Below are 17343 nucleotides of genomic sequence, written 5' to 3'. Positions count from 1 at the left end.
CTCCCCCACTCCCCCACTCCGTCACCCGTCAGGATACTGCGCGGGTGGCGGGGCGGGGGAGCGGGCCGGTACCGCCTCCACGTCAGTGGATCAGGCGTTAGCGGCGCACGCGGCGCGGTTCGTTGAAGCGGAAGGCATTGTCCGCGACCGGCAAGTTGAACTGCTGATTCGTCAGCCGCACCGTGGTCCGATTCGCCTGCGCGTCGAGCGCGACCCAGCCCTGCAGCATCAGCCCGGCGGGCGCGGATGGCTGTCGCGCGAAGATCATCGTGATCCGGCCATATTCGGGGCGTTTCGGATCATAGGCCTCGACGCTGACGATTCGCGGATCGTTCGACGGCACGACCTTCGCGAATTTCGACGCATCGCGTTCGGGGTTCAGCAGGATGCCGAGCGGCGAGTTGCCGATCGGCCAGCGCTGCTTCTGCCCGACCTGATAATCGAGGAAGTAGAGCGACTTGCCATCCGACACGAGCAGGATCGGCACGCCCTTCTCATATTGGAAGCGGATCTTGCCCGGCTTCTTCAGCGTCAGCTTGCCGGTCAGCACCCGGCCGTTGCGGTCGGTCTGCGAAAAATCCGCGGTCATCGTCTGCGTCGCCGCCAGATGCCGCTGGACCGAGGCAAGGTCGTTCTGCGGTGCCTGCGCATGCAGGGCAACGGGGGCGGCAAGGGCGAACGCGAGCGCGAGCGGGCGAATGGGGCGTCTCCAGATCATGGGGCAGGGGTAGGATCGGCGCATTGAACGCGGCGTGAACCCATGGGTTGCGCGGTCGTGGCCATACTGAATCGCGTACCCCCGCGCAGGCGGGGGTCCAGAGCCAACAACGCAGCGCGGCGCGTGGAACCCTGGACCCCCGCCTGCGCGGGGGTACGGTGGTTGCTTTGCAGCCGCCCCTTACAGCCGGTGTTCGCCCTTCACCCAGCGCACCGTGCCCGAGCTGGCGCGCATCACGACGCTCTCGGTCGTCATCTTGCCCGGCATCCGCTTGACGCCGGCGAGCAGCGACCCGTCGGTCACGCCGGTCGCGGCAAAAATGCAGTCGCCGCGCGCCAGTTCGGTCAGGTCGTACTGCTTGTCGAGGTCGGTCACGCCCCACTTCGCCGCGCGGGCGCGTTCGTCGTCGTTGCGGAACACCAGCCGCCCCTTGAACTGCCCGCCGGTGCAGCGCAGCGCGGCGGCGGCCAGCACGCCCTCCGGCGCGCCGCCCTGGCCCATATAGAGGTCAATGGTGGTGTCGGGGTCGCTGGTCGCGATCACGCCGGCCACGTCGCCGTCGCCGATCAGCATCACGCCGCAGCCGACCGCGCGCAGTTCGGCGATCATCGCTTCGTGGCGCGGACGGTTGAGGACGCAGACGATGATGTCGTGCGGATCGACGCCCTTGGCCTTCGCCACCGCCTTCACATTTTCGGTCGGCGACTTGTCGAGGTCGATGATCCCGGCGGGATAGCCCGGACCGCAGGCGATCTTGTCCATATAGACGTCGGGGGCGTTGAGCAGGCCGCCCTTTTCGGCGATCGCCAGCACGGCCAGGCTGTTCGGGCCGGCGGTGGCGCAGATCGTGGTGCCCTCCAGCGGATCGAGTGCGATGTCGATCTCCGGGCCTTTGCCCAGGCCCACCTTCTCGCCGATGAACAGCATCGGTGCCTCGTCGCGCTCGCCCTCGCCGATGACGACGGTGCCGTCCATGTAAAGTTCGTTCAGCGCGGCGCGCATCGCTTCGACCGCGGCGGCGTCGGCCGCCTTTTCGTCGCCCCGCCCGACCAGCGTCGACGCGGCGATCGCCGCCGCTTCGGTGACGCGCACCATTTCGAGGACGAGCACGCGATCGAGGGTGTTGCTGACAGGCTGCATTGGACGAAGCTCCCGGCCGTTAAACGGATTAAACGCGGCGATAGGCGACCTGCCCTTGTCGGGCAAGGGATGTTGTGGATAACCTTGTGTATCGGCGACGAAAGGCACGGGCATGACGGCGTGGGCGATGCTTCTGGCGATGGCGCAGGATGGCGGAGCCGCCGCCGCGATGATGGCGCGGGCGCGCAGCATGACCCAGGTCGTCCAGCCCTGTCGCATCGACGCCGATCCGGACGAGATCGTGGTGTGCGCCGCGCGGACCGCCGACCGGTTCCGCGTTCCGCTGGTCACCCCTCCGGCAGAAGGCGATCCCAAGGCGGTCGACGCGCTGGGCGAGCGGGAGCGCCTGCTCGCCGTGCCGCAACCGGCCTGCGGAACCGCGGCGTTCCTGCAAGGGTGTGGCTTTGTCGGGGTGACCGCCTCGACCCGCAGGGGCGGCAGCATCGGCCGTGCGCGACCGCTGGCGCGGTAGCAACCAAAGTTTCGCCAAGACGTTCGGAACGAACGATCTTTGATGGGGGCGTCGATGTTGCTATCCGTGCTGCTTATGATGGCGCAGGCGGCGCCAACACCGACCAAGCTCGGCGTCGCCGATCCGGTCAACTGCATCGTGACGCCCCGGGCACTGGGCTGTCCGGATCGCAAGAACGACCGCTATCGCCTCGACGACGACACGCCCGAATTCGACCACAAGGCCGACGGCCTGCGGCAGGGAACGCCGCGTTGCGGACTGATGGGGATGCCGGTGTGCCCCAGCAACGGGCGTCCGATCCTGACCAGTCGCCCGCAGTAACCGGGGCGGCCTCGCGACCGCCCCGCCCACCTCATGCCTCGGCCAGTTCGGCCTGCGCATTGACCTTGTGCTCGGCCATGGTCGTCAGCTTCTCGTCGGTGGCACGTTCCTCGGCCAGCGTTTCGGCGAGCAGCGCGGCGATATCCTCGCGGCCCAGCTGCCGAGCCCAGGCGATCAGCGTGCCGTAGCGGGTGATCTCATAATGCTCGACCGCCTGTGCCGAGGCGATCAGCGCGGCGTCCAGCACCTTCTTGTCGCCGATTTCACCGGCAACCTCGTTCGCTTCCTTGATGATGCCGTCGATGGCGGGGCAGCTGACCGCCTTCTTGGTCGCGCCGTGCAGCTGGAATATCTGCTCCAGCCGGCGGATCTGCCCTTCGGTTTCGGCCAGATGGCGTTCGAACCCGGCCTTCAATTCGGGGTCGGTCGCCTTGGCCGCCATCTTGGGCAATGCCTTCAGAATCTGGTTCTCGGCATAATAGACATCCTGCAGCTGATGGACGAACAGATCGTCGAGCGTCGCAATATCCTTGGAAAACAATCCCATGACGTGATCCTTCGCAAAGGGGGGCGTGCCGTCCCAACGATGCGGCGCGCGCCCGGTTGCGAAGAAAATCGTCAGTGGCCGCGACAGCCGAGCAGGTCGACGACATCCTCCAGCCGCGCGGCGTCGCCCAGTGCAATGACCTCACCGATGCTGCCGGCATGGAGCGGATCGCCCGACCAGTCGCTCATCGTGCCGCCCGCGCCCTCGACGACCGGCACCAGCGCGGCGAAGTCGTGCAGCTTCAGCCCCGCCTCCACCACCAGGTCGATATGGCCGGACGCCAGCGTGCCATAGGAATAGCAATCGCCGCCGAGCACGGTCGATCGGACCTTGGCCTCGACATGTTCGAACCCGTGGAGCTGCCCGTCGTCGAACAGCGCCGGGCTGGTGGTCGCCAGCAGCGCATCCGCAAGATCGCGACAGCGACGGGTTCGGGCCGGTTGCCCGTTGAAGGTCGTGCCGCGCCCGACCGCGCCGACCCAGCGTTCGCCGATGATCGGCTGATCGATCACGCCCAGTACCGGCCAGCCGTCCTCGACCAGCGCGATCAGCGTGCCGAAGATTGGCCGCCCGGCGATGAACGATCGCGTGCCGTCGATCGGGTCGAGCACCCATACGCGCCCGCTGGTCCCCTCCGACACGCCATATTCCTCGCCCTGGATGCCGTCCGAGGGGCGTTCGCGCTCGATGATCGCACGCATCGCCGCCTCCGCTTCGCGATCGGCCAGCGTCACCGGCGAGGCATCGTCCTTGATCTCCAGCCCGTAATTGCTGCGGAATCGCGGGCGGATCGCGGCGCCGGCGGCGTCGGCCAGCTGGGCGGCAAGGGTCAGGTCGGCGGCGGTGACGGGCATGGCGGGCCTTTGCGTTGGGAACCCCCAGATAGGCGGTGACGCCGACAAAGCGCAAACGATGCTCGCGGTTGTCGCAAATGCCTGTCACATCACGTGCATGATCGCTCTCACCCTGCTCGCCGCCGCCGCCCAGCCGCAACTGCGCATCGTCGCCGAACCGCCCGCCTCGGTCGCGGCGGCGGAAGGCGGCGTGACGGTGTTCGTCCTGAACGAAGGGGCGAGCGAGGCAGACGCCACGCCGGCGCCGATGGAGGTCGTCACCGCCGATCAGGTGCCGCTCAGGATCGTGCCGGTCGACACCGCCCCCGCCCGGGTCGCGCCGGGCGGCTTCCGCGCGATCCGCTACCGCATTGCCCCGGTGGCGGTCGCGGCGACTTCGGCACCGGCCTCGCCAAAGGGCGAAACGGTGGTCGCGACCGCGAGCGGTCAGGCGTCGGGCCTGCTCGCCCGGTTCGAACCGCACCAACCGATCTATGGTGCGTTCGGGCTGGGGTCGGACGGCGCCAAGCTGCAACTGAGCCTCGCCTTCCGCCCGTTCGACGGTGCCGGCGCGCTGGACGGGGTGCGGCTGGCGTGGACGCAGACGATGTTCTGGGCCATCGACCGGTCGTCGGGGCCGTTCCGATCGACCAACTACAGCCCCGAAGTCTATTATCAGCGGCAGATCGACGACCGGATCGTCGCCGCGGCGGGCTATGCGCATGATTCGAACGGGCGCGATGCCGGGTCGATCGACGTGAACCGGATCTTCGCTTCGGCCAGCTATGTCCTGCCGCTGGGCGACGACTGGCGGGTCGAGGCGACGCCCAGGGCATGGACCTATGTCGGCACCGGCTATCGCGATCTCGACCGTTATTGGGGCAACTGGTCGCTGGGTGGCGCGATCGGACAGGTCGACGGGCTGCGCATCGCCGCCACGCTGCGCAATCCGCTGGGCAGCCGCCGCGCGGGCGAGCTGTTCCTGTCCTTTCCCGTCGGGCGCACCGGTCTGTACGTTTTCGGACAGGCCTTTGCCGGTTATGGCGAGGCGATCGACGATTACGCCCTGCGCTCGTCCAGCGCGCGGCTGGGAGTCGCCTTCACCCGCTGAGGCCAGCCGCTGGCGCGCCGCGGCCAAGCTGCTAGAATGAGGCAACTTCGCGCAAGGAACCTACTCGATGCGTCTCGCCCTGTTCGCCGCTGCCCTGACCCTGCCGTTCGCTGCCCCGCTGTCCGCCGCGCTGGCGCCCGGTGCTCGCGCGCCCGACTTCACGACCAAGGCCGCGATCGCCGGCAAGGCGTTCACGCTCAACCTGCGCTCGCAGCTGCGTAAAGGTCCGGTGGTGCTCTATTTCTTCCCGGCGGCGTTCACCGGCGGCTGCAATGCGGAGGCAAAGGCGTTCGCCGACGCGGTCGACGATTTCAAGGCGGCCGGCGCGACCGTCATCGGCATGTCGGCCGACGATATCGGCAAGCTGCAGGAATTTTCGAAGGCCCATTGCGCCGGCCGGTTCGCTGTCGCGAGCGCGGGGCCGCGCGTGATCCAGGGATTCGACGTGGCCCTCAACCGCCCGGCGGGTGCCGATGGCAAGCCGCGCACCATGACCACGCGCACCAGCTATGTCATTGACCGCGATGGCAAGATCGCCTTCGTCCATTCCGACATGAACCCGGCCGATCATGTCCGCTCGACTTTGGAGGCGGTGCGCGCGTTGGGCAGGCGCGGCTGAGCCGCCCGCCGCAATCGTGGATTTAGGGTAAATTTCCGCGAAACCCGATTTTAGCAAAGGCGCGCTACGCCCATTCCGTACAATCCGGCACATCGGGTGCGGGGTGGGGGCAGAGGGGCCGGGCGTGTATCTGGAAAAAATCGGCGACGGTGGGGCATCGGCCGGACACGGTCTGATCCATGCCGTCCTCGCTTTTCTGGAGGACCAGCGGCTCGATCCCACGCCGCTCAACTACAGCTTCGCCTACCGCGTCGTCAGCGAACCGGCGGGCGCGCTGGCGCTGGAGGTTGCGCGGCGGACCGATGGCGGCATCCGCCTGACCGGCGGCGAGGTCGAACAGTTGGGCAATGCGATCGACGGGGCGGCGGATGTCGCCGCCGGGCGACCCAATGCTCCGCCCGTGACGCCGACCGCTCCCGCGACCCCCGAACCGGACATCGCCGCCGCCGAAGCTTTGGTCACCGAAACGCTGCGCCAGGTCGCGGGCTTTGCGACGATGGTGTCGGAAATCCGCAGCGAAACGCAGGATTTCGGCCGCGACCTGGCCGCCAGCGCCGATGCGTTGCAACGCTCGACCCCCATCGCCAGCACCGATGCCGCCGTTGCCGAACTGGCACGGATCACCGCCGCGATGCGCGCGCGGGTCGAGATTGCCGAGGCGCGGCTGGAACAGGCGACGCGCGAGGCGAGCGACCTGCGCGAACAACTGGCCGCCGCGCATGACGATGCGCGCCGCGACCCGCTGACCGACCTGCCCAATCGCCGCGCCTTCGAGGAAGCGGTCGAGGCTGCCCAGCATGGGCCGGTCCATATCGCGATGTGCGATGTCGATCATTTCAAGGCGATCAACGACCAGCACGGCCATCCGGTCGGCGACCGCGTGTTGCGCGCCATCGGGACGACGCTGGCGCGCGAATGCCCCGGCCATCTGGTCGCGCGCTATGGCGGGGAGGAATTTGCCGTGCTGATCACCGGCATCGGCACCGGCGCGGCCCGGGCGCTCCTGGAAAAGGCGCGGATCGCGGTCGGCAAGCGCCGCTATCGCCTGCGCGAGAGCGATACGCTGGTCAACGGCATCACCCTGTCGGCCGGATTGGTCACGATGACGCCGGGCGAAAGGCTGTTGTCGGCGATCGAGCGGGTCGATGCCCTCTTGTACGAGGCGAAGCGCCATGGCCGCAACCAATCGGTAGGCGAAAATGGCTGATAAATGGGGTAATGCGCCGGCAAGAATTGCCAACACCGTGCACTTTGTAAAAACTATTGTTACAAATCAATAACATATTAATTGGCACGCCCCCTGCAATGCAATGTGCATAGCCGGCGAGATGGCTCGCACGGCACCAGGGAGTAGCCACCATGATCCGTACCGAAACCCTTCGCCAGCACGTCGCCGCCCTGTTCGGTGCGCTGCTCGTCTCCACGCTGTTGCTGTCGGTCGCTGCGCCGGTCGTGCCGATCGCCTGACCTCAGCCTTTGGCGATCATGGCGCGGGCGACCGCTTCGGCGACCTTGATCCCGTCCACCGCCGCCGACAGGATGCCGCCGGCATAGCCGGCGCCTTCGCCCGCCGGAAACAGGTTGGCGGTGTTGATGCTCTGGAAATCCTCCCCCCGCGTGATCCGCACCGGGGACGAGGTGCGGGTTTCGACCCCGGTCATAACCGCATCGGGATGGTCGTAGCCCGGAATCGTCCGCCCGAACGCGACCAGTGCCTCGCGCATCGCGGTGATCGCGAATTCGGGCAGGCATTCGGACAGGTCGGTCAGTGTCACCCCCGGCCGGTAGGAGGGCAGCACGCTGCGCAGCGCGGTCGATGGCCGCCCGGCCAAAAAATCACCGATCAGCTGCGCCGGCGCACGATAATCGCCGCCGCCCGCGGCATAGGCGCGTTCCTCCAGCTGCCGCTGGAACGCGATTCCCGCCAGCGGGTGCCCCGGATAGTCGCGCGCCGGATCGATGCCGACGACGATGCCGGAATTGGCGTTGCGTTCGTTGCGCGAATATTGGCTCATGCCGTTGGTCGCGACCCGGCCCGGTTCGGACGTCGCCGCCACCACCGTGCCGCCCGGACACATGCAGAAGCTGTAGACGGTGCGCTGGTTGGCGCAATGGTGCGACAGCGTATAGGCCGCCGCGCCCAGGTCGGGATGGCCGGCGCACGCCCCGAAGCGGGCCTGGTCGATCCAGCTTTGCGGATGCTCGATACGTACGCCGATCGAAAACGGCTTGGGTTCGAGGAAGACCCCGCGATCGTGCAGCATGTGGAACGTGTCGCGCGCGCTGTGCCCCAGCGCCAGCACCACCGGACCGTCCGCCGCCAGCGTCTCGCCGGTCGACAGCTTCAGCCCCGTCAGCCGTCGGGTGCCGTCCGGGCGTTCCTCCAGTTCGATATCGTCGACCCGGTGCGAGAAGCGATATTCCCCGCCCAGTTCCTCGACGGTCGCGCGCATCGATTCGACCATGGTGACGAGGCGGAAGGTGCCGATATGCGGATGCGCCTCGGTCAGGATTTCCTCCGGCGCGCCGGCCTTCACGAATTCGGTCAGCACCTTGCGGCCCAGATGGCGCGGGTCCTTGATCTGGCTCCACAATTTGCCGTCGGAAAAGGTGCCGGCGCCGCCCTCGCCGAACTGCACGTTCGATTCGGGGTTCAGCTCGCTCCGCCGCCACAGGCCCCAGGTATCCTGCGTCCGCTGGCGCACAACCTTGCCGCGTTCGAGGATGATCGGGCGGAACCCCATCTGCGCCAGGATCAGCCCGGCGAACAATCCGCACGGCCCCGCGCCGACGACGATCGGGCGCGGCCCGGCATAATCGGCGGGCATCTTGGTCACGAAACGATAGCCGGTATCGGGCGTCGTGGCGACATTGCGGTCGCGCTTGGTGCGGTTGAGCACCTGGCCTTCGTTCCTGACCGTCACGTCGACCGAATAGACGAGCTGGATATCATCCTTGTCGCGCGCATCATGCGCCCGGCGCGCAATGGTGTAGCGAACGAGGTCGCGCGGCGTAATGCGCAACCGCTCCCGGATCGCGGCGGCCAGTGCCTCTTCGGGATGGTTGAGCGGTAGTTTCAATTCGGTGATGCGCAGCATCGGGCCATTTAGCGTGGGCCGCCGCACATCGCCATGGCCGCGATTGTCCGCGGCCGTCGATCGCGATAGCGAGGGGGCATGATCGGAACGTTGCTCCGCTGCCTCCTGTCGCTGCTGCTGGCGGCGGCGAGTGTGCCCGCGCTGGCCCAGACCGTGGCCGCCCCCGACTATGGCAGCATGCTCGACCGTGCGGCCGACGAACTGGGCCGGGTCGACGGCGCGCTCGATACCCGGTTGGAACGCAGCGACCGCGACGAATTGCGCGCCCGGGCACAGGCGGTGCGGGCGAGCACGCTCGACACCGCGCAACAGCTGACCGGCGACATGGCACGGATCGAGGCGCGGCTGGCGCAGCTGGGTCCGGCATCGTCGGGCGAGGACCCTGCGATCCGCGACGAGCGTGCGGCACTCACCCGACAACGCACGACGATCGATTCGGCGACGAAGCGCGCGAAACTGCTGTCGGTGGAGGCGCAGCAGCTGATCGACGAGATTCAGGAAGGGCAGGCGGCGGAGCTGAACCAGAAGCTGTTCGGGCGCGGTGCATCGCCGCTGACGCCGGCATTCTGGAGCGCGATCCTGCGGTCGATGCCGCGCGACCTGCACCGGATCGAACGCTTCGTCGCGGCCGAGGTCGCGACGATCCGCGCCGCGCCCTGGGCACAGGCTTGGCCGGCGCTGCTGGGTTTCGCCATCGCGATCCTGTTGCTGGGCCCTGCGCGGCTGGCGGCGGCACGGGTCGGGCAGCGCCTGCTGATCGAGGGTGCACCGGGGCGGCGGGTGCGGCGGTCGGCCAATGCGCTCGGCCGTATCCTCGTCGGCACGCTCGCGCCGCTGCTGGCCGCCGCCGCGCTGCTGACCGGTGCGCGCTGGGCGGGGCTGGTCGCGTCGCGCTGGGACCCGATGCTCGATCAATGGCTGGTGGCGATCGGCTTTGCGGCCTTTTCCAGCGCGGTGCTGGGCGCGACGTTGATGCGGCGCAGCCCCAGCTGGCGGATCGCGCCGGTCAGCGATGCGGTGGCGACGCGGTTCCGGCCCTATTCCTTCGTGCTGGCGGGGTTGGCCGGCTGTGTGATCGCGCTCGATGCCGCGGACACCGCGATCGGCACCAGTCCGGCGATCCGCATAGCGACCCATTCGCTGCTGGCGCTGGCGCATATCCTGCTGATCGCCGGCAGCCTGTTCACGCTGGGCCGGATGCGGGCCGAGGCGAACGCGGCGGAGGAGGGCGCCGCCGACGCCCCGGCGCATACCGGGCTGGCGGCGATGCAGCTGTTCGCGTGGAGCATCGCCGGGGTGGCGTTGCTGGCGCTGGCGGCGGGCTATGTCGGGTTCAGCCTGTTCGTGGGGCAGATGGCGGCATGGACGCTGGTGCTGGGCGCGGCGGTCTATCTGGTGCTCGCCGCGACCGACGATGTCGCGACATCGGTGTTCGAACGGGGCAGCCGGCTGGGCGCCGCGCTGACCCGGGGCCTCGGCCTGCGCGGCGGGACGGTCGACCAGTTCGGGGTGCTGCTCTCGGGCGTGCTGCGGGTGTTGATCGCGGTCGTCGCCGTCGCCCTGTGGCTGTTGCCGTTCGGCGGCAGCGGCGTGTCCGACGCGCTGACCCGGCTGGGCGACCTTGCGCGCGGGGTGCAGATCGGCGGTGTCACCATCTCGCCCGGTGCGATCCTGCGCAGCATCGTCGTGCTGGCGATCGGGCTGGCGCTGGTGCGCGGCTTCATGCGCTGGCTGGAGGGGCGCTACCTGCCCGCCACCGACCTGGATGGCAGCGGGCGCAATTCGGTCAGCCTCGTCGCGCGCTATGTCGGTATCGCGCTGGCCGTGATCTGGGCGCTGGCGTCGCTGGGCATCGGGGTGGAGCGGATCGCGCTGCTGCTCTCCGCGCTGTCGGTCGGCATCGGGTTCGGGTTGCAGGCGATTACCCAGAATTTCGTCTCCGGGCTGATCCTGCTCGCAGAACGCCCGATCAAGATCGGCGACCTGATCCGGGTCGGCACCGACGAGGGCGATGTGAAGCGGATCAGCGTGCGATCGACCGAGATCACGCTCGCCGATCATTCGACGCTGATCGTGCCCAATTCCGAACTCATCACCAAATCGGTGCTGAACAAGACGCTGGCCAGCCCCTTGGGGCGCATCCAGATCCAGTTCTCGGTTCCGATCAACGCCGATGCGGCGGCGGTGCAGCAGCTGGTGCTGGATGCGTTTGCACGCGAAGAGGCGGTGCTGGACGACCCCGCGCCCAGTGCGTTCATCGACGCGATCGTCAACGATCGCATCGCGTTCAACTGTTTCGCGCATGTCGAATCGCCGCGCGCCGCCTACCGCGCGCGCAGCAACATCCTGCTCGAACTGCTCACCCGTTTCCGGGCGGAGGGGATCGAGATGGGCACGGTGCCGCAGCGCCTGGAACTGGTGACGATGCCCGGCGACCCGGTTCCCCCCTTGCCAGTCGATCCCGCCGGCGGCACGGCACGCGCATGATCCTGCTCAGCGACGAATTTGCCGACCTGCCCTGCGCGACAGGCGGCGTGATGCGTACCCATGTCTTTCGTCCGGTGGGCGAGGGGCGGTTTCCCGGCGTAGTGCTCTATTCCGAAATCTATCAGGTGACCGCACCGATCCGCCGGCTGGCGGCGTTCATCGCGGGGCACGGCTATGTCGTCGCGGTGCCGGAAGTGTATCACGAATATGAAGCGCCCGGCACGGTGCTGGCCTATGACCAGCCGGGCACCGATCGCGGCAACGACCTGAAATTCACCAAGCCGGTCGCAGGGTTCGACGCCGATGCGACGCTGGTGATCGACTGGTTGACGCAGCATCCCGCCTGCTCGGGACGGATCGGCGTCGCGGGCGTGTGCCTTGGCGGGCACCTGGCCTATCGCGCCGCGCTCGATTCGAGGGTGCTGGCGGCGGCCTGTTTCTACCCGACCGATATCCATTCGGGGACGCTGGGCGAAGGGCGCTCAGACGACAGCCTTTCGCGGATCGGTGAGATCGGCGCGGAGATGCTGTTCGTGTGGGGGCGGCAGGACCCGCATGTGCCCTATGCCGGAAGGCAGGCGATCCGCGACGCGCTGGAGGCGGCGGGGACGCGGTACGAATGGCATGAGGTGAATGCACAGCATGCCTTCCTGCGCGACGAGGGGCCGCGCTATGATCCGGCGCTGTTCGTGAGCACGACGGGGTGGATGCTGGCATTGTTCGCGCGGGTGCTGGGCGGGCGGGTTTGAGGTACAACCAAACCACTCCCGTTTGCTTCGAGCGCAGGTTCGAGCCTGTCGAGAACCGAAGTCGAGAAGGGCGTGCCCAAAGCGGCCGGGTTCTCGACGGACGCTTCTCGACAAGCTCGAAGCTGCTCGAACCGAACGGGTGGGTGCAGCTACCCGACCTTCCCGATCCCCAACCGCGGAATCTCGATCTTCGGGCAACGATCCATCACCACCTGCAACCCCGCAGCTTCCGCCCGCGCAGCGGCTTCCGCATTGACCACCCCCAGTTGCATCCACACCGCCTTCGCGCCCGCCGCGATCGCCGCGTCGACTGCCTCACCCGCGGCGGCCGAATTGCGGAAGATGTCGACGATGTCGATCGACTCGCCGATCTGGTCGAGGTCGCGGAACACGAACTCGCCGTGCAGATGCTCGCCGGTGATCTGCGGATTGACCGGGATCACGCGGTAGCCGCGCTGCTGGAGATAGGCCATCACGCCATAGGATGCCCGGTCGGGCCGGTCCGACGCACCGACCAGCGCGATGGTCCGCGCCTCGGTGAGCAGGGTGCGGATGCCATCGTCGTCGAGCATGTCAGTTCCTCTGCAGCCAGTCGCCGACCTTGGCGGCTATCGACAGGAACGGCTCTGCTTCCGCCCCGTTCCCGGCGGCCGGCGGCGTTCCGGCGTCCGACGCGGTGCGGATGTCGATCGTCAGCGGAATGCGCCCGAGGAACGGGATGCTAAGCGTCTCGGCCTTCGCCTCCGCCCCGCCGGTCCCGAACGGATCGGACAGCCCCCCGCAATGCGGACAGCAATAGCCGGCCATATTCTCCACCAGCCCGATGATCGGCACCCCGGCCTTGGTGAACAGGTCGATCGCGCGCGTCGCGTCGATCAGCGCCAGGTCCTGCGGCGTCGACACGATCACCGCGCCGGCCGGCTTGTGCTTCTGGATCATGGTCAGCTGCACGTCGCCGGTGCCCGGCGGCATGTCGACGACCAGCGCGTCGACCATCTCCCAATGGGCGTCGACCAACTGGGTCAGCGCGCCCGCCGCCATCGGTCCGCGCCACGCGATCGCCTGGCCCCCCGGGACCAGCTGCCCCATCGACAAGAGCGGCACGCCGACCCCGGTCGCGACCGGGACCAGCTTCTTGTCATGCGCCTCGGCCTTGATTCCTTCGACGCCCAGCAGGCGCGGCTGCGACGGGCCGTAGATGTCGGCATCGACCATTCCGACCTTCCGGCCGCTGCGCGCCAGCGCGATGGCGAGGTTGGCCGACAGCGTCGATTTGCCGACCCCGCCCTTGCCACTGGCGACGGCAATGATCCGCTGCTGCACCCGTTCGCTGGTCTGCGCCACGCGCACGCTGGCGATGCCGGGCGCGGTCGAGGCCGCCGCCTTCACATCGGCCTCCAGCGCGTCGCGCGCCGCCGGGGGCAGGCCGGTGACGTCGAGGATGATGCTCGCCGAATCGCCGGTCACGCGGACCGTGGCGCGTCCGGCCGCGATGGGGCCAAGCAGCGCGTCGAGCGCGGCGGCGGGGTTCGATGCGGAAGCCATGGCGGCGATGTAGCGTTCGAACGGCGCGTTACCACTGTAAAACGCAAGGCGGCCCCCTATAAAGGATGGATGCGATGGATCATGGGGCGGCGCGCACGCGCGCAAGTGCTGGGGATGAGCGACAAGGGCCCATGGGGCGGCGGAGGCGATTCCGGTAATGGATCGGGCGGCGGTGGCGGCGATGACGGCCCGCGCAATCCCTGGTCGATGCCGCCGGCGGGCAAGCGCGGCAAGATCGGCGGATCGACCTCGCTCGACGATTTCCTGAAGCGCGCGCGCAGCGGCGGTCCGGGCGGCGGCCCGTCCTTTCCGGCGAATGCCGGCCGGCTGTGGCTGGCGGCGGTTGCCGCGCTGATCCTGGTATGGATCGCCTTCACCAGCTTCCATTCGATCGGCCCGCAGGAACGCGGCGTCGTGACGATGTTCGGCAAATATACCGGCACGCTCAATCCCGGCATCCAGTTCACGCTGCCAGCACCGATCATGCGGGTGCAGGTGGAGGACGTGCAGAACACCCGCACCGAAAGTTTCCCGGCGGGCGGTAATCAGGCGAATCTGATGCTGACCGGCGACCAGAATATCGTCGACCTCGCCTATTCGGTGCGCTGGAACATCAAGAGCCCCGAGGACTATGTCTTCGAGATCAAGAACCCGCAGGAAACCGTTCGCGCGGTGGCCGAAAGCGCGATGCGCGCGGCGGTCGCGAGCAAGAACCTGACGCAGGCGATCGGTTCGGGCCGTGGCGAGATCGAGGCGGACGTCCAGACCCGGATGCAGACGCTGCTCGACGAATATCAGTCGGGCGTGCGCGTGCTGGGCGTCAGCATCCAGAAGGCGCAGGCCCCGGCCGAGGTCGACGACGCGTTCAAGGCGGTGACGGCGGCGCAGCAGGAGGCGCAGTCGAACCTCAACCGCTCGCGCGCCTATGCGCAGCAGGTGATCGCGCGGGCGCAAGGTGATGCGACCGAATTCGACAAGATCTACGAACAATATCGCATGGCCCCCGACGTGACGCGCCGGCGGCTCTATTACGAGACCATGGAGCAGGTGTTGAACCGCGCCGACAAGACGATCGTCCAGCCCGGCGTTCAGGCTTATCTGCCGCTGCCCGAGGTCCGTCGCCAGCAACAGGCGACCCCCGAGCCGGAGGCGCCGGCCCCGGCGCCGCAGGCCCAGTCCACGCAAGCGACGGGAGCGGCACGATGAACCGCGCGCTCCGCAATCCGATGACGGCGGGCATCGCGCTGCTGGTGCTGGTCATCCTGCTGTTCAGCACGATCGTGATCGTGCCGGAAACGCGCCAGGCGGTGATCCTGCGCTTCCAGCAGCCGGTCGGCATCCTCAATCCCTATCGCGCCGAACAGCCGTTCGGCCGCACCGGGGCCGGGCTGGTCGCCAAGATTCCGTTCTTCGACCGCGTGGTGTGGATCGACAAGCGGGTGCTGGACATCGAGCTGAACAACCAGCCGGTGCTGTCGACCGACCAGCTGCGGCTCGAGGTCGACGCCTTTGCCCGGTTCCGCATCGTCGATCCGTTGCAGGCGGTGATCTCGACCGGTTCGACCGCCAATACCGAGGAACGCGTCGCCAACCAGCTCGAACCGCTGCTGTCGTCGGCGCTGCGCGCCGAACTGGGCCGTCGTCCGTTCGCGGCGCTGCTCAGCCCGGAACGCGGCGCGGTGATGGACAATATCCAGAACGCGCTGCAGCGGACCGCTCGGCAATATGGTGCCGAAATCGTCGACGTGCGGATCAAGCATGCCGACCTGCCCGATGGCAGCCCGCTGCAATCGGCGCTGGCGCGGATGCGGTCGGCCCGCGAACAGGAAGCGGCGACGATCCAGGCACAGGGGCAGCGCGACGCGCAGGTCGTGCGCGCCAATGCCGAGGCGGAAGCGGCACGCATCTATGCCGCCAGCTTCGGCAAGGACGCCGATTTCTACGCCTTCTGGCGGGCGATGCAGTCCTATCGCGCGACCTTTGCCGGCGCGCCGGGGCAGAGCGGAACGACGTCGATCATCCTGTCGCCGGAGAACGGCTATCTCCGCGAATTCGGTGGCCGGGAACGCTAGGGCGCTCCCGGACATTCAAACCGCGTTCAGCAACGTAGTGGCAGGTTCGTTCCCGAAGGGGTTGCGAGCCATATTCGAGAGGACCATCCAACCGTGCGTTACGCCTACGCCATTACTTCCGCACTCTTGCTGGGCGGCGCTGCCGCCACCTTGACCCTCAACCCGTCGGACGCCCAGACCGCGCAGAACGAGCCGGGGGCGATCAACGCAGTCTCCGCCCCGCGCGCCGGCGCGCCGATGAGCTTTGCCGACATGGTGACGCGCCTGTCGCCGGCGGTCGTCAATATCTCGACCACGCAGCGCATCACCGTGCCGCAGCAGGCGAACCCCTTCTCGGGCACGCCGTTCGAGCAGTTCTTCGGCGGACGTGGCGGGGGGGCGACGCCCCGGACGCAGGAGGCGCAGTCGCTCGGCTCGGGGTTCCTGATCTCCAGCGACGGCTATATCGTCACCAACAACCATGTGGTGTCGGCGGGCGCACAGGGTGCCACGGTCGAATCGATCACCGTGACGCTGGCCGATCAGAAGGAATATAAGGCGCGACTGGTCGGCCGCGACGAGCTGTCGGACCTCGCGGTGCTGAAGATCGACGGCGCGACCTTCCCCTATGTGCGCTTCGGTGATTCGCGCCAGACGCGGGTCGGCGACTGGATTTTGACCATCGGCAATCCGCTGGGCCAGTCGGGCACGGTCACCGCCGGCATCGTGTCGGCACTGAACCGCGTCGGACAGGGGCCGTATGATCGCTTCATCCAGACCGACGCCGCGATCAACCGCGGCAATTCGGGCGGGCCGATGTTCGACATGCAGGGCAATGTCATCGGCATCAATTCGCAGATCCTGTCGCCGACCGGCGGCAATATCGGCATCGGCTTCGCGATCCCGGCCGAACAGGCCAAACCGATCGTCGACAAGCTGATGAAGGGACAGTCCGTTGCGCGCGGCTATCTGGGTCTGACGCAGCAGGAAATCAGCGCCGACATCGCCACCGCGCTGAACATCACCAAGGATCGCGGTGCGCTGGTGAACGGCGTCTCGCCGGGCGAACCGGCGGCGCGTGCCGGCATTCGTCCGGGCGACGTCATCCTCGCAGTCAACGGCAAGGAAATCACGCCGCAGCAGTCGCTGACCTATCTGGTCGGCAACGAGGCGCCGGGCAGCCGCGTCAACCTCGACGTGCTGCGGGACGGCCGTCGTCAGCAGATTGCGGTAACGCTCGGCACTCGCCCCTCGAACGATCAGCTGGCGGCGCAGACCGAACAGTTCGATCCCGACACCGCGCCGACGACGCCGCGCGCCAGCACCAATCTGGCGGCGACCGCCGGGCTGGTCGTACAGCCGCTGACCCCGGCGATCGCCCGGCAGTTGCGGCTCGATTCGACCATCCGCGGTGTCGTCGTCGCGGATGTCGATCCGAACAGCGATGCCGCGACCAAGGGTCTGCGCCGTGGCGTGGTGATCCAGAGCGTCAATCGTCAGCCGGTGACGTCCGAAGCTGAACTGGCCCGTGCGATTCAGCAGGCGCGCGCATCCGGTGCCAAGCAGGTGCTGATCTATGCCCAGCTGCCCGGATCGCTCTTCGCGCAGTTCGTGCCGGTCGGCATCGACGCCGCCAAGTAACGGTGGCGATG

The 17343-nt window shown here is 68.0% G+C and carries 17 protein-coding genes; 10 read left to right on the top strand and 7 right to left on the bottom strand.

Going from position 1 to position 17343, the window contains the following annotated elements; translation table 11 throughout:
- Window positions 1-97: 97 nt before the first annotated feature.
- Complete coding sequence (locus CA237_RS12500) at window positions 98-718, bottom strand: outer membrane lipoprotein carrier protein LolA (protein WP_066689900.1); 621 nt, start codon at window positions 716-718, stop codon at window positions 98-100.
- A gap of 180 nt (window positions 719-898) precedes the next feature.
- Window positions 899-1858, bottom strand: coding sequence for a class II fructose-bisphosphatase (glpX, locus tag CA237_RS12495; RefSeq protein WP_066689901.1), 960 nt, complete (start codon window positions 1856-1858; stop codon window positions 899-901).
- Window positions 1859-1970: 112 nt separating this feature from the next.
- On the opposite strand from glpX, the gene CA237_RS12490 reads away from it, so the two are divergent.
- Window positions 1971-2330, top strand: coding sequence for a hypothetical protein (locus CA237_RS12490; protein ID WP_066689902.1), 360 nt, complete (start codon window positions 1971-1973; stop codon window positions 2328-2330).
- 54 nt (window positions 2331-2384) lie between these two features.
- Window positions 2385-2651 carry a hypothetical protein gene (locus CA237_RS12485; RefSeq protein WP_126014250.1) on the top strand — a complete coding sequence of 89 codons (267 nt, stop codon included), beginning with the start codon at window positions 2385-2387 and terminating at the stop codon, window positions 2649-2651.
- A gap of 31 nt (window positions 2652-2682) precedes the next feature.
- On the opposite strand, the gene CA237_RS12480 is transcribed toward CA237_RS12485, so the two are convergent.
- Both CA237_RS12480 and hisN read right to left on the bottom strand, forming a co-directional pair.
- Window positions 2683-3198 carry a ferritin-like domain-containing protein gene (locus CA237_RS12480; protein WP_066689904.1) on the bottom strand — a complete coding sequence of 172 codons (516 nt, stop codon included), beginning with the start codon at window positions 3196-3198 and terminating at the stop codon, window positions 2683-2685.
- A 71-nt stretch (window positions 3199-3269) separates the two neighbouring features.
- Window positions 3270-4052: a histidinol-phosphatase gene (hisN, locus tag CA237_RS12475; RefSeq protein ID WP_066689905.1), complete on the bottom strand. Its 783-nt coding sequence runs from the start codon at window positions 4050-4052 to the stop codon at window positions 3270-3272.
- A gap of 97 nt (window positions 4053-4149) precedes the next feature.
- Here hisN and CA237_RS12470 point away from each other — a divergent pair, with 97 nt between their 5' ends.
- The 3 genes from CA237_RS12470 to CA237_RS12460 all read left to right on the top strand — a co-directional run bounded on the left by CA237_RS12470 (window position 4150) and on the right by CA237_RS12460 (window position 6968).
- A complete protein-coding gene (locus CA237_RS12470) occupies window positions 4150-5142 on the top strand; it encodes a phospholipase A (RefSeq protein ID WP_066689906.1) in 993 nt (330 codons plus the stop codon).
- 67 nt (window positions 5143-5209) lie between these two features.
- Entirely contained in the window at window positions 5210-5761 is a 552-nt protein-coding gene (locus CA237_RS12465; protein ID WP_066689907.1) for a peroxiredoxin, read from the top strand.
- A 124-nt stretch (window positions 5762-5885) separates the two neighbouring features.
- The gene (locus CA237_RS12460; protein ID WP_066689908.1) at window positions 5886-6968 is read left to right on the top strand and encodes a GGDEF domain-containing protein; all 1083 of its coding nucleotides are present in this window, start codon (window positions 5886-5888) and stop codon (window positions 6966-6968) included.
- A 262-nt stretch (window positions 6969-7230) separates the two neighbouring features.
- Here the strand turns inward: CA237_RS12460 and CA237_RS12455 are convergent, their stop codons facing one another.
- The gene (locus CA237_RS12455) at window positions 7231-8859 is read right to left on the bottom strand and encodes an NAD(P)/FAD-dependent oxidoreductase (protein WP_066689909.1); all 1629 of its coding nucleotides are present in this window, start codon (window positions 8857-8859) and stop codon (window positions 7231-7233) included.
- Between the two features lie 78 nt (window positions 8860-8937).
- Here CA237_RS12455 and CA237_RS12450 point away from each other — a divergent pair, with 78 nt between their 5' ends.
- Complete coding sequence (locus CA237_RS12450; protein ID WP_066689910.1) at window positions 8938-11346, top strand: DUF3772 domain-containing protein; 2409 nt, start codon at window positions 8938-8940, stop codon at window positions 11344-11346.
- Window positions 11343-12095 carry a dienelactone hydrolase family protein gene (locus CA237_RS12445; RefSeq protein ID WP_066689911.1) on the top strand — a complete coding sequence of 251 codons (753 nt, stop codon included), beginning with the start codon at window positions 11343-11345 and terminating at the stop codon, window positions 12093-12095. Before CA237_RS12450 ends, CA237_RS12445 begins: the two co-directional genes overlap by 4 nt.
- Window positions 12096-12244: 149 nt before the next feature.
- Here CA237_RS12445 and CA237_RS12440 read toward each other — a convergent pair whose 3' ends face one another.
- Window positions 12245-12667 (bottom strand): CoA-binding protein, encoded by a 423-nt coding sequence (locus CA237_RS12440; RefSeq protein WP_066689912.1) that lies wholly within the window; start codon window positions 12665-12667, stop codon window positions 12245-12247.
- 1 nt (window position 12668) lies between these two features.
- On the bottom strand, window positions 12669-13640 hold the full coding sequence (locus CA237_RS12435) for an Mrp/NBP35 family ATP-binding protein (RefSeq protein ID WP_126014248.1): 972 nt from the start codon (window positions 13638-13640) through the stop codon (window positions 12669-12671).
- 69 nt (window positions 13641-13709) lie between these two features.
- Between CA237_RS12435 and CA237_RS12430 the strand changes: the two genes are divergently transcribed.
- The 3 genes from CA237_RS12430 to CA237_RS12420 all read left to right on the top strand — a co-directional run bounded on the left by CA237_RS12430 (window position 13710) and on the right by CA237_RS12420 (window position 17332).
- Entirely contained in the window at window positions 13710-14846 is a 1137-nt protein-coding gene (locus CA237_RS12430) for a protease modulator HflK (RefSeq protein ID WP_066689913.1), read from the top strand.
- The gene (locus CA237_RS12425) at window positions 14843-15712 is read left to right on the top strand and encodes a protease modulator HflC (protein WP_066689914.1); all 870 of its coding nucleotides are present in this window, start codon (window positions 14843-14845) and stop codon (window positions 15710-15712) included. The genes CA237_RS12430 and CA237_RS12425 overlap by 4 nt, the downstream gene beginning before the upstream one ends.
- Before the next feature lie 93 nt (window positions 15713-15805).
- Window positions 15806-17332, top strand: coding sequence for a Do family serine endopeptidase (locus tag CA237_RS12420; RefSeq protein ID WP_066689915.1), 1527 nt, complete (start codon window positions 15806-15808; stop codon window positions 17330-17332).
- Window positions 17333-17343: the final 11 nt, after the last annotated feature.

Origin of the sequence: Sphingomonas sp. ABOLH (assembly GCF_003951715.1) — a bacterium.
Classification (GTDB): domain Bacteria; phylum Pseudomonadota; class Alphaproteobacteria; order Sphingomonadales; family Sphingomonadaceae; genus Sphingomonas; species Sphingomonas hankookensis_A.
The sequence above is the reverse complement of the archived record's forward strand: the minus strand, read 5'-3'. Positions and strand labels throughout refer to the sequence as shown.

Excerpts from the sequence above, each read along its gene's own strand:
- CA237_RS12500 (WP_066689900.1), bottom strand. The coding sequence starts at position 718 with ATGATCTGGAGACGCCCCATTCGCCCGCTCGCGCTCGCGTTCGCCCTT.
- glpX (WP_066689901.1), bottom strand. The coding sequence starts at position 1,858 with ATGCAGCCTGTCAGCAACACCCTCGATCGCGTGCTCGTCCTCGAAATG.
- CA237_RS12490 (WP_066689902.1), top strand. The coding sequence starts at position 1,971 with ATGACGGCGTGGGCGATGCTTCTGGCGATGGCGCAGGATGGCGGAGCC.
- CA237_RS12485 (WP_126014250.1), top strand. The coding sequence starts at position 2,385 with ATGTTGCTATCCGTGCTGCTTATGATGGCGCAGGCGGCGCCAACACCG.
- CA237_RS12480 (WP_066689904.1), bottom strand. The coding sequence starts at position 3,198 with ATGGGATTGTTTTCCAAGGATATTGCGACGCTCGACGATCTGTTCGTC.
- hisN (WP_066689905.1), bottom strand. The coding sequence starts at position 4,052 with ATGCCCGTCACCGCCGCCGACCTGACCCTTGCCGCCCAGCTGGCCGAC.
- CA237_RS12470 (WP_066689906.1), top strand. The coding sequence starts at position 4,150 with ATGATCGCTCTCACCCTGCTCGCCGCCGCCGCCCAGCCGCAACTGCGC.
- CA237_RS12465 (WP_066689907.1), top strand. The coding sequence starts at position 5,210 with ATGCGTCTCGCCCTGTTCGCCGCTGCCCTGACCCTGCCGTTCGCTGCC.
- CA237_RS12455 (WP_066689909.1), bottom strand. The coding sequence starts at position 8,859 with ATGCTGCGCATCACCGAATTGAAACTACCGCTCAACCATCCCGAAGAG.
- CA237_RS12450 (WP_066689910.1), top strand. The coding sequence starts at position 8,938 with ATGATCGGAACGTTGCTCCGCTGCCTCCTGTCGCTGCTGCTGGCGGCG.
- CA237_RS12445 (WP_066689911.1), top strand. The coding sequence starts at position 11,343 with ATGATCCTGCTCAGCGACGAATTTGCCGACCTGCCCTGCGCGACAGGC.
- CA237_RS12440 (WP_066689912.1), bottom strand. The coding sequence starts at position 12,667 with ATGCTCGACGACGATGGCATCCGCACCCTGCTCACCGAGGCGCGGACC.
- CA237_RS12435 (WP_126014248.1), bottom strand. The coding sequence starts at position 13,640 with ATGGCTTCCGCATCGAACCCCGCCGCCGCGCTCGACGCGCTGCTTGGC.
- CA237_RS12430 (WP_066689913.1), top strand. The coding sequence starts at position 13,710 with ATGCGATGGATCATGGGGCGGCGCGCACGCGCGCAAGTGCTGGGGATG.
- CA237_RS12425 (WP_066689914.1), top strand. The coding sequence starts at position 14,843 with ATGAACCGCGCGCTCCGCAATCCGATGACGGCGGGCATCGCGCTGCTG.